This window comes from Candidatus Hydrogenedentota bacterium (assembly GCA_012523015.1).
In the GTDB taxonomy this organism is placed as follows: domain Bacteria; phylum Hydrogenedentota; class Hydrogenedentia; order Hydrogenedentales; family CAITNO01; genus JAAYBJ01.
In genome coordinates, this window is sequence record JAAYJI010000331.1 from 1 (window position 1) to 11,046 (window position 11,046).

The following is an 11,046-nucleotide window of genomic DNA, read 5'->3' on the forward strand; positions in this document are numbered from 1 at the left end:
ATCCCCCCCCCGTTATAGCCAACAAGAGCACCTACGTTTCCCCCGGCATAGATATTAAACTTCTCTAAACGAAGGTTCATTATACGGGCTGTACTTCCGGTATAACCGAAAAAACCTAGATTACTATTGCCGCCCAGATTAATATCCATGCCTGAAATGGCGTATCCTTGTCCGTCAAAACTGCCTGTGAAAGGCTTTTCTTGATCGCCGATTCGCTTGAAATTATTCATAGTTGATGTGGCAGCCGCATTGATGTCTTGGGCGAGAATGTAGTCGCCATCCAAAGGAAATGCAGAATCAGTTCCGATTTTTTTCAGGTCATCAAGCGTTGAGATCCTAATGACAGCATCTGCATAAACATTCACAAAACCCAAAATAAGTAATACGATCCCTGCGTAAAGATAGGTACGTGTTTTTTCTAATTTCATAAATCAATTTCCTTATACGTTTCACCATTAAATTCGTGGCGCCGCTAATATGACTATGGAGAAAGATCAAGTCAATTAACCAGTCACATTTGAAACCTACACAATGATATCTCATCAATACACTGTTATTAAAGCCTTTATTCATATCAGTGGTCTATAGGACCTCTTATTTTGATGGAGATTTTTAAATAGATGCTGTGCCGCTGCGCAGATCATATTCCTTTTGTCAGACGCAGAGGATCTACCACTGAGCAAGCGCGCTTTGCCGCCCGACGGGCTCACCATAAAAAAGGCTGCCTGCGCGCTAGGCACAGACAGCCTTCATAAGGTTCTTGCTAGTTTTTCAGGGGCTTAGTACATGTCGCCCATGCCGCCTCCGGGAGGGCCCGCAGGCGCTTTTTCCGGCTCCGGAATGTCGGCGATCAACACTTCGGTCGTCAGGAGCAGGCCGGCAATACTTGCGGCATTCTGCAGCGCAGCACGAGCCACTTTGGTGGGATCCAGAACGCCGGCTTTGAAGAGGTCTTCATATTCACCGGTTTCGGCATTGTATCCCACATTGCCTTTCTTGGCGCGTACATTTTGAACAACCGTAGCGCCTTCATCACCCGCATTGTTGGCGAGTTGACGAAGCGGCTCTTCCAAGGCACGGCGGATAATCATGGCGCCCACTTTTTCGTCGCCCGACAGATCGATTTCATCGACTGTGGTCTGGCAGCGCAAGAGAGATACACCACCACCGGCAACAATGCCTTCTTCCACTGCGGCGCGGGTAGCGTGCAGCGCATCTTCCACGCGTGCTTTCTTTTCTTTCATTTCGATTTCAGTAGCAGCACCCACGTTAATGACGGCGACACCGCCCGCCAGTTTGGCAAGGCGTTCTTGCAGTTTTTCACGGTCGTAATCGCTGGTCGTTTCTTCGATCTGTTTGCGGATAAGGTTGATACGGCCCATAATGTCCGCGCTGGCACCGGCACCTTCAACGATGGTGGTCGAATCTTTGTCGACGATGATGCGTTTGGCGCGGCCGAGTTCAGACATCTCAACGCTTTCCAGCGAACGTCCCAAATCTTCCGTGATGCACAGCCCGCCGGTCAGGTGGGCGATATCTTCCAACATGGCTTTACGGCGATCGCCAAATCCGGGCGCTTTCACCGCAACAGCCTGGAAGGTGCCGCGAATCTTGTTGACCACCAAGGTCGCCAAGGCTTCGCCTTCCACATCTTCGGCAATGACCAATAAGGGCTTGCCGCTTTTGGCGATGTTTTCAAGGAGGGGAAGCAAATCTTTAAGGGATGAGATTTTCTTTTCGTAAATGAGGATGTAGGCTTCTTCGAGGACAGCAGTCATATTTTCGTTATCCGTCACAAAATAAGGGGACAGATAGCCTTTATCAAACTGCATGCCTTCCACTACGTCCAAGGTCGTCTCAATGCTTTTGGCTTCTTCAACCGTGATGGTGCCGTCGTTGCCGACTTTTTCCATGGCTTCCGCGATGATGTCGCCGATTTCCGCGTCGCTGTTTGCACTGATCGATGCTACATTGCGGATGACGTCTTTTTCGTTGCGGACTTGTTTGCTCATGGATGCGAGCTTGCTCACTACTTTTTCAACAGCCAGGTCAATGCCCCGTTTCAGCGCCATCGGATTGGCACCTGCCGTTACATTGCGCAGCCCTTCGCGGAAAATGGCTTCCGCAAGCAGCGTTGCCGTGGTGGTACCGTCACCGGCCACATCGGAAGTCTTCGATGCAACTTCCTTCACCATCTGGGCACCCATGTTCTCATACTTATCTTCAAGTTCGATTTCTTTGGCGACGCTGACACCGTCTTTGGTCACTGTGGGAGCGCCCCATTTTTTATCGAGGACAACGTTCCGGCCTTTGGGGCCCAGCGTCGTCTTTACGGCACGACTCAGCTGAATAACGCCGTCCAGCACTTTACGTCGTGCATTTTCTCCAAATTCCAATTGTTTGGGCATAACAAACTTCCTCCGTGTTGAGGTTGTCGGTTGAGGTTGATAACTTATTCGATCACGGCAAGCACATCATCTTCACGCATGATGATATGTTCGTCACCGTCGATCTTCACTTCTGTGCCGGCATATTTACCCATGAGAATCCGGTCTCCAACCTTCACCTCAAGAGCAATACGCTTGCCTGATTCGTCTAGACGGCCGGGGCCGACTGAAATTACTTTACCTTCCTGGGGTTTTTCCTTGGCCGTGTCCGGGATGATGATCCCGCCCCGGACTGTCTCGTTGGGCTCTTCGCGCTTGACAAGAATTCGGTCTGCAAGGGGACGCACTTTCATGGTGTGTACTCCTTCTGTTACCATTTGTTGAGTTTAGGAACCATTTGTTACAAAAAACCCGTACGCACATTGCGCCGGGCCCATCTTGGAGCACTGGCTTTGTTGTTAGCACTCACTCACTGTGAGTGATAATAACACAAGAAAAATACAAATGTCAAATCTGAACGAAAAGAAGCACGAAGAACAACCTATAACAAGGGTATAGACATACCAAAGGAATCCGAATCATGCAGTGGATCACCCCAAACCATTCAACGCCCGCAATCCTTGCCCTGCTTTTTATCCTCCTGCCGAGCATCGCTTTCTCCACAGCTTTACCGGAAGCGCTTTCCTTCGAAAGCGTTGATTCTGTCAGTCTCACAGACTGGAAATTTCAACGGCTCGAAATGAAAAAGACCTTGCTCCAAGAAGAATATGGAACGATACCCCCGGTGCCTGCCGTAGAAGTCATTGAAGAGCAGCGTGAAGAAGTTCAGGTACTCGGTACGGGCTTTAAGACAACAAAAATCAGTGCCGTCCTTGCCTTTGGCGCCGATAATGCCTTGACTATGAAGGTCTGTTGTTGGGTTCCGAAATTGGCGAAGGGACCTTGCCGTGCCTTGCTTGCCATTGAACCGGTGTGGCAAGAAGATCCCTTCATCACGAACGGTATCCTTCAGCAAATACTGCGGCGCAACTGTGCCTTCATCGGCTTCGATCATAACGCGCTGGCGAGCTATGAAGACAGCACACAGCGCGCCGCCTTGGATGCCTATCCTGAATACAGCTGGGGCGCTGTTGCCGCTGCGGCTTGGGGCTGTTCCATCACCTTGAATTGGGTTGAAACCCTTGATGAAATCCAATCCGGGCGGGTAGGCGTCTGGGGGCATTCACGGCGCGGCAAATCGGCGCTCCTCGCCGGAGCCCTTGATGAACGTTTTGCAGCCGTCTTTTCGCATATGTCCGGTATGGGCGGCAGCGCCCTTTATCGTGAACGCTCCGAAGGGGCGCAACGGCTCAGCCAATTAACGGAACAGTGGTGGCTTCATGAAAACCTCTTCGCCTATGACGGAAAAGAAGACAGCCTTCCTTTTGATCAACACTGGCTCCTTGGGCTCATCGCGCCGCGGCCGCTCTATATTTGTTCCGGGTCAAAGGACGCGTGGGGGAATCCCGACGGAGACCGTGCCGCTGTGGCGGCCGTTGAGCCCGTCTATAAACGTTTCGGGAGCATGAATAATCTTCAGCTTGATGTGGTCGATGAGGAACATATAGATCCGAACGCCGCCGGCAATGGTTCGGAATGGGAACGGACGCTGGACTTCTTCATCATGCACATGCAAAGCATGACCCGCACCATGTCTTCCGTCTTGGTAGGCGTCCCTTATTTCGCGGGATGGTGGGAAGAGACCCCCAATAAATGGATGGATCCGGAGGGCAAAGATTGGCGGTCTCGTTTTCCCGGCCGCGTGCCTACTTTCGGCGAATACAATACACAGGAAAATATGGATCAAGAAATCATTGTGGCTTCGGGATATGGCGTAGACTTCTTTTCCATTCTTTGGTATTATAATCCGCCTGAAGGGGAGCGTGAAAAACATGCAGCGCTGTTAAACCGCGGGCTTGAATATTTCATGGCATCCGCGCAAGCGCCGCGTATGAAATTCATGATCGAATTTTGTAATCATCCTCCCTTCGACGTTACCACAGAAGAGGCATGGGCAGCATGCACCGCCTTTTGGGCACAGTGTATGAAACATCCCAGTTACTTAAAAGTGGACGGCAGACCGGTGTTCAAAGTACATGGAGTACAGCATTTTCTGCAGCAACACGACAATGATCTCGAAAGGTGCCGCAGAGACTTGGATATCCTGCGCGAAGCGGTGAGGGCGGAAGGGCTGGAAGAGCCCTTGATCGGCGGCGGCGTGGGCGGCGGCGAGTCTATCGGACCCAATCATCCCGCCGCAGTCTTATTCGATTTCACCTGTACTTATATGGATGTACCGCCCTTGGATAAGACAGAGGGGGATTATCCCTACGAAACCTTGGCAGAACATATTGAAGAGGGACGAATGCATCACGTGAAAGATGCCGTTCCTTATCTGCCTTTCGTCAGTGCGGGATGGTCGCCTCGGCCTTGGGGAGATCCGAGACCGTCTTTCGCGCCGCCGGCGGATAAGTATTGGGTAGCGGCATTGCGCAAAGTCAAACAAGATCTCAACGCCCATGAGGAGTTCGGATTCCCAAGCATCAAAGCCTTCACGATCTACGCATGGAATGAGTATGGAGAAGGAGGCTTTATTGCGCCCACAGGCATTTGGAAGTCCCGACGCTTACAACCGATCCGCAGCATTTTCGGTGGTTAAATGGAATAATCCAATACGGGATTATTCTGTTGATCCGTCTGCTGATCCGCCAGTTCAGCCAAGGTGATATTGTTGAAATAATCGTAAAGCAGCTGATTCGCCTCGGAATAGACCCGCTGAATCACACAAGAATCAGGATTGTCGTGGCAATGGGCGACATCTTCGCAAGCGGCAATGGAGAAGGGACCTTCAACGGCCTCTAAGATTTGCGCCAAGGTGATGGATTTTGCCTCGCCCGTTAACATGAATTTGCCCCGTGCCCCACGGACAGATGACACTAGCTTCGCACGGCGCAGACGGGCAAGGATTTGCTCCAGATAAGCGGCAGGAAGACACTGATTTTTGGCGATAACATGTCCCGCCGCCCCTTCAGGATCGTGGGACAATTCAATCATGGCGCGCAAACCGTATCGTGCTCGAGTAGATAGTCTCATAATGCCGACATTATACGGTATCGTGCTGCCTCCCGGCAAATAACAGTATTTCTATCAGCATACATTTTTTTTGCAAGAAGGCAGGCACCGAAGAAGAGGACAAAGAAAGCAACAACCCTTATTCTTCATGAATTCCGGCTTTTCTTGCATCAACTTTTTAAAACGAGGGCGGATTCAAGATTGACCCTACGCAAGGAAATATTGCCTTTGCTGTGACGTGACGGTTAAGTTACACCGGATCGCTCACCCCTGCAGTACAGACCCTTCGGCAGTCCAATCGTATTTGCATCGTGCGAGGCGAGCCGGTGCATGACGTCGCATCCTGCCGTGTTGCGCACAACGATACGGGCGGACTGAGGTCTGCCGTGGGCGACATGTCCCGATTCTTCGTGTCCTTCGGCCATACGGCCTGACCGATCCCGCGGGCTTAATTGATGGGCCGAATATGCATGCCTATATGCGAGGAAATCCAATTGCAAATAGTGATTGTTATGGATTATTCACAACTGATAGATGTTGTGGAAAGAAGACTCAGACAATTGTAAATGAGACCAGAATTGCAGAGGACATCCTACCCCAATCATCCTTATTCTTTCCACAGGTAGCGGTAGTTAAAGCGGCGGTTTGGCGCGCTGTCGCCGTGGGTACATAGGGAAATAGGATCCTTTAAATCTTTCGGATTATCGGCCCAATGAAAATCAATGCTTAGCTGCGTATCGGTAAGCCCCAGCAATGAACGGGGAAGGGCAAGTTCCAATTCCTTTTCTCCGCATCTATACGCAATCGTATCTACGACAGTCCACGCCCCTCCCCTATCTTCTTGCGTATATCGGGCAATCGTTGTGTGCTTCTCATCCTCAACGCTTTTGTTAATCAAATAGTCGTAGCCGAACCAACCTGTATGAGCGCGTTGGTCGGCATCAATGAGAAGGAGCATCCAATTGGGATCGGTGTGTGGGCTCAACGGCCCATTCGCCGCCACATAAAAATAGAGGAATGCTTCGTCTACAGCCACCTTGGCGGTAATGATATCGTTACGGCCCGATTGATCCGTGTAATGAAGCTGTCCATAGCCCTTGTAGTCACGGTGTGCCGTATCGCCCACCGTATCGCGGTATTCGGGTGTAACAGCGTCCCAGTCTTGAAAGTTTCCGTCAATGCTGATCGCCGCATAGCCTTGCGCTTGCGGAATGGGGCGCACCCCCTTATAACGTCGGATATTCTGCGCCATTTGCATGTAATAGTTATCCGTGTATCCGCCCTTCATGGGTTGGATGCCCCGGTTGAACTCAGCGTTAAATTGATCCACGAAAAAGAAATTACTTTTCCGTCCCAAGAAATTTCCGGTTCCTCCGTCGGCAAAGGGATACTTGCCTGCGCTCCATTCATTCCAATCGTTAATGTATAAAAACTGCGGGTCTCCATGAAGCGCTTCTTCCCAACGTTCCTGAAAATAGATGCCGTAGCCTTCCGCGCCTTCAACCGTTTTGTCCAGCCATGGGACGTAGGTGGGCACGGGCAGATCATAGTCGTTGAGCGGCGGCTCTCCTGTGTCGCGCGACCACGACTTGCCGATCATGGTGCTGGAGTGCTGCGCCGGTGTCACTGTGGCTTGCTCTCTCACGCCTTCATGAAGAGACAATAAATCGTCGGGCGCCATAGACCGTACCCGCTCATCGCCCAAGTCGTACCCAAAGCTCCAGTAATTCTCCGTTCCTACGGCGCGTTTCCCCGCCCAGGTGTAATATCCCCACCACATGGTGCGCAAGGTAAAGAATGTTTTCACCGCGCGGGTGTAGTCTTGGTAAAAGGCTTCACAATACTCCGGATCGTTGTAGTGGGGATGGTTAGGATCGGTCTTGGCTTGTTCATCATAGTTCGGATTGGGATGTTGGATATCCTGTCCGTTGGCGTCGATGGCAGGCGTGCCGTTGTAAAGAAGCAGCGGTTTCCCATCCCAATAGAACCAAAGATCCTTATATTTCTCCGGCACGTAAATGCGTTCATACAAATCTTGAACCACCGTGATGGAAGGCCCGTTATAGGACCAAAAACAAAATTGAGGCACCTTATTGCCGGCTGCTTTCATCTGCTCCATCGTCGAGAAGACAACTTCCCATTCATCCCAATACCGTACCGCGTTGGTCACATCCATGATCAGTACATCTACGCCAGCATCGGCAAGCATGGACATATCTTTACGAACCACATAGGCATCTCGGCTGAGGAAATAACCCATCTCCGGTTCCGCCCAATGATAAGCGCCTTCTGTCCACAAGGGATGGGCGCCATCCAGCCGGGCATCGGGATCCTGCTCCAAGATTTTCGTGACGTCTGCCGTATACGGGCTTCTCAAGTGATGGCGATTGTCTGAGTGCCATGTAATATAAAAGATGCCGACCACACGTCGTTGGTCATCTTTGACCGGGCCCGCTTCATCAATGCCGGGCATGGTTCTGCCCAAAGCATCTGTTGCCACCCACGTATCGGCGTATAGGTCGCGATAGGCCGACGACTCACACAGTGCTGCAGGAGCGCAGAGTATTGCCACGATAATCAACCAATAAATAGGGTGTCCCATGATGCTAATCCTTCAAAATAATTCGATGCCGGCTGCAAACCGCGCTTGCTCAACTCCGCAAAACTCAGCTCTCAGATTCTTTGTCATCAACGGGTACTTCCACAAATTCTGTGTCTACTTTATCGCCGTTGATATGGAAAAGACGATAGCCCTTCGCTGCTGTGTTGTCGAAGTTATTCCGTGTCGTTGAGCAGCACGCTGTTGTAGTAAAAAGGATATCTCCTTGCGTTTCCACCTGGTTGCCGTGCCAGTGACCTGCAGCGGCAATGCGCAGTGTGTGCCCCTCAAAAATGTTGATGATCTCATCGGCGTTCTCAATACGGTACCGTGCAGAATGGGGGTTTAAGGGATGATGGCAAAAGAGCGCCACAGGCTGATCAGGCTGCAGCGCAGCCGCTTGTTTACGCAGCCAATCCAGTTCCTCCGTTCCAACAGTGACATCACTTTTCGAGCCGTCACAAGAATTGAAGCCTATAAGCGCCCAGCCTTGATAGGCATGAACCCAACGGGGCGCGCCGTAAATCGTCCCATAAGATCCGATGGGATCATCTCCCTTCGGGCGGACATCATGATTACCCGGCACGATATACCAAGCTTTTGTGAATTGATCCAAGGCTTTTTTAGCGAGCTCTAATTCTTCGGTCTCCGCCGCTGTCGCCACATCGCCCAGGATTACGGCAAAAGAAATGCGCTCGTCTTCGTTGATACAACGAACAGTCTTTTCAAGTATGGCCGCACTGGCAGCGTCATCGAGATGGCAATCGCTGATGGTGGCAAAGGTAAATTTCGGGATAGAGGTCTGTGCCCATAAAGCAGGTGCCACACTGATTCCTGCGGCACAAGTAATTAGAAATTGTCGGCGAGTTGGTTGTGTCATGCGTTGATCCTTTCAAACTCTTAAATGGAAGTATTAAAGGATAGCCTACGAAATAGGGGCGCCGCAGGTCAATATGTTCATGACAAAAGCCGGAAAATTAATTGCGGACAAAACTCACCTAAGCCGCGGCGCCGCCTTTCGAAATGGATTGAATTTTTTTCTTATGCTACAATGATTTGTATCAATAAATGTGGATGGAAGTAGGGGACAGGCAGTAACTTTCAGCGCACTCAAAAAATACTGCCCCTGTTGCCCTTGTCCTCGAACAAAGGATTTATCATGCTTAAAGCAGATGCACACAATCAGCGTTGGACCTCGGGGCTGACAGGCTATCATTATCTTGTCCTTGCCGTGGCGTGTTTCGGTTGGCTCTTCGATACCATGGATCAATGGCTCTACGTACAAGCGAAACAGCCCGCCATGATAGAGCTGTTGGGCTTCAAAGGCATCAGCCCCCTCAATGACGACCAAGCAGGATTGGTCCGTTGGTGGGTGGGCATGGCGCAAATGTGGATGATTATCGGCTGGGCTACAGGCGGACTCTTTTTCGGCATGATCGGCGACCGCCTCGGCCGTACCAAGACCATGGCGATCACCATCCTCCTCTACTCCGTATTTACAGGACTCAGCGGTCTGACCCAAACTCCCTTCCAATTTGTCGTGCTCCGTTTTCTTACCGGCTTAGGCATAGGCGGCGAATTTGCAGCAGGCGCTGCCTTGGTGGCGGAGACCTTCCCCGCCCATGCCCGAACGGCGGCGCTGGGTATTGTTCAAGCCACGCCCGCCATTGGCAATGTACTTGCCGGTCTTATCTATTTCACAATCGGCGCCAATGAGAATCTGGGATGGCGCTGGGTCTTTATGACCGGGCTCGTACCCATTCTCTTGCTCTTTTTCATTTTCTTTTTCGTCCGAGAACCGGAGGCATGGAAGGAGAGCCGTGCGAAAGCGAAATCCGGTCAAGGCAAGGGACAGCTGGGCAGTATCTTTGGTCTCTTCTCCACGCCTGAATTGCGGCGAAATACCTTTGTCGGACTCATCTTGGGCATGGTCGGAGTCATCGGTTTTTGGGGCATCGGCACGTGGTCTGCGGAACTCATCCGCGACGTCTTGAATCCGGATCACCTCCCTGAACTGGTCGCCTCGACGGACCGCAAAATGAGTTTGTGTATTATGGCGCAGAATATGGGCGGGTTCTTCGGGGTCATGGCTTATTCTTATATGGCGCAGCGTTTTGGCAGGAAACCCGCATTTTTGGTATCCCTAATTTCCTGTATCATCGCTGTGCCCGCTACCTTCCATTTCACGACCTCCTTTCTCACCGCCATGATTCTTTTCCCCATGATGGGCTTTTGCCTCTTGACCATTTTCGGAGGATATGCCATCTATTTCCCGGAACTCTTCCCCACACGGCTGCGCGCCACAGGAACAGGATTTTCCTACAATGTGTCGCGTTATCTTGCTGCTGCCGCGCCTTTCTTCTTCGGTCAGTTAAGCGCAACCTACGGCATCCAAATGGCGGCGCTTTTCGTTTCGTCCTTTTTCATTCTCGGCATACTGGTGTTGCCCCTTGCGCCGGAAACCAAAGGGCAGCCTTTGCCTGAATAATGGGTTGTGACCGTGACGCTGCCTATGTCCACCGCTATGACTTGCTGCCGCTTCCCGCGAAGCAGGTCATGGCGGGCGCGCCGTGCTATTGCTACAGGCAGGCCTATAGTATTGCTTAGGGCTGATTTGATACATTTAGTGCAGAAAGAACCTTGGCCGCGTCTCTCTTTGACGCCAACCAACAGAAGCCGGCTTTTACACAATTGGATACAGCGATATGAAACAGGTATTGATCAAAGGCGGAAGCGTTAAGGTGGAAGAGGTGCCCATGCCCTCTGTTGAGCCCGGCATGGCTGTTGTCCGTGTAGCCGCGTCCTTGATCAGCTCCGGAACCGAATCCTCCTTTGTCGCTGAAGGCGGCACGGCGGGCTTCCTGCTGAAGAAAGCGCGTGACCCGCTCAATGTCGAAAAACTCAAACGAAAATTAGCTACCGTTGGTATCAAAAGTACGTGGGAACTGG

Annotated in this window: 10 protein-coding genes; 3 read left to right on the forward strand and 7 right to left on the reverse strand. The window is 51.4% G+C overall.

All coding sequences use genetic code 11. The features are described from left to right. The 3 genes from GX117_14435 to GX117_14445 form a co-directional block, all read right to left on the reverse strand. Window positions 1-428: hypothetical protein (locus GX117_14435; protein ID NLO34528.1), on the reverse strand; the 428-nt coding region annotated here is incomplete at its 3' end. A gap of 351 nt (window positions 429-779) precedes the next feature. Then, on the reverse strand, window positions 780-2,408 hold the full coding sequence (gene groL, locus GX117_14440) for a chaperonin GroEL (GenBank protein ID NLO34529.1): 1,629 nt from the start codon (window positions 2,406-2,408) through the stop codon (window positions 780-782). 44 nt (window positions 2,409-2,452) lie between these two features. After that, window positions 2,453-2,740, reverse strand: coding sequence for a co-chaperone GroES (locus GX117_14445; protein ID NLO34530.1), 288 nt, complete (start codon window positions 2,738-2,740; stop codon window positions 2,453-2,455). Window positions 2,741-2,967: 227 nt separating this feature from the next. Here GX117_14445 and GX117_14450 point away from each other — a divergent pair, with 227 nt between their 5' ends. Beyond that, window positions 2,968-5,085 (forward strand): hypothetical protein, encoded by a 2,118-nt coding sequence (locus GX117_14450; GenBank protein ID NLO34531.1) that lies wholly within the window; start codon window positions 2,968-2,970, stop codon window positions 5,083-5,085. Here GX117_14450 and GX117_14455 read toward each other — a convergent pair. The 4 genes from GX117_14455 to GX117_14470 all read right to left on the reverse strand — a co-directional run bounded on the left by GX117_14455 (window position 5,082) and on the right by GX117_14470 (window position 8,977). Continuing rightward, complete coding sequence (locus GX117_14455; GenBank protein NLO34532.1) at window positions 5,082-5,519, reverse strand: Rrf2 family transcriptional regulator; 438 nt, start codon at window positions 5,517-5,519, stop codon at window positions 5,082-5,084. The genes GX117_14450 and GX117_14455 overlap by 4 nt on opposite strands. Before the next feature lie 224 nt (window positions 5,520-5,743). Beyond that, window positions 5,744-5,923, reverse strand: coding sequence for a hypothetical protein (locus GX117_14460; protein ID NLO34533.1), 180 nt, complete (start codon window positions 5,921-5,923; stop codon window positions 5,744-5,746). A 182-nt stretch (window positions 5,924-6,105) separates the two neighbouring features. Continuing rightward, window positions 6,106-8,100, reverse strand: coding sequence for a hypothetical protein (locus GX117_14465; GenBank protein ID NLO34534.1), 1,995 nt, complete (start codon window positions 8,098-8,100; stop codon window positions 6,106-6,108). Between the two features lie 64 nt (window positions 8,101-8,164). Continuing rightward, a complete protein-coding gene (locus GX117_14470) occupies window positions 8,165-8,977 on the reverse strand; it encodes a hypothetical protein (GenBank protein NLO34535.1) in 813 nt (270 codons plus the stop codon). A 279-nt stretch (window positions 8,978-9,256) separates the two neighbouring features. Between GX117_14470 and GX117_14475 the strand changes: the two genes are divergently transcribed. Both GX117_14475 and GX117_14480 read left to right on the forward strand, forming a co-directional pair. Next, entirely contained in the window at window positions 9,257-10,585 is a 1,329-nt protein-coding gene (locus tag GX117_14475) for an MFS transporter (GenBank protein NLO34536.1), read from the forward strand. A 217-nt stretch (window positions 10,586-10,802) separates the two neighbouring features. Beyond that, the coding region (locus tag GX117_14480; protein NLO34537.1) for an oxidoreductase at window positions 10,803-11,046 on the forward strand (244 nt) is incomplete at its 3' end.

Coding starts and splice junctions, on each gene's coding strand:
- groL (NLO34529.1), bottom strand. CDS start 2,408: ATGCCCAAACAATTGGAATTTGGAGAAAATGCACGACGTAAAGTGCTG.
- GX117_14445 (NLO34530.1), bottom strand. CDS start 2,740: ATGAAAGTGCGTCCCCTTGCAGACCGAATTCTTGTCAAGCGCGAAGAG.
- GX117_14450 (NLO34531.1), top strand. CDS start 2,968: ATGCAGTGGATCACCCCAAACCATTCAACGCCCGCAATCCTTGCCCTG.
- GX117_14455 (NLO34532.1), bottom strand. CDS start 5,519: ATGAGACTATCTACTCGAGCACGATACGGTTTGCGCGCCATGATTGAA.
- GX117_14460 (NLO34533.1), bottom strand. CDS start 5,923: ATGGCCGAAGGACACGAAGAATCGGGACATGTCGCCCACGGCAGACCT.
- GX117_14465 (NLO34534.1), bottom strand. CDS start 8,100: ATGGGACACCCTATTTATTGGTTGATTATCGTGGCAATACTCTGCGCT.
- GX117_14470 (NLO34535.1), bottom strand. CDS start 8,977: ATGACACAACCAACTCGCCGACAATTTCTAATTACTTGTGCCGCAGGA.
- GX117_14475 (NLO34536.1), top strand. CDS start 9,257: ATGCTTAAAGCAGATGCACACAATCAGCGTTGGACCTCGGGGCTGACA.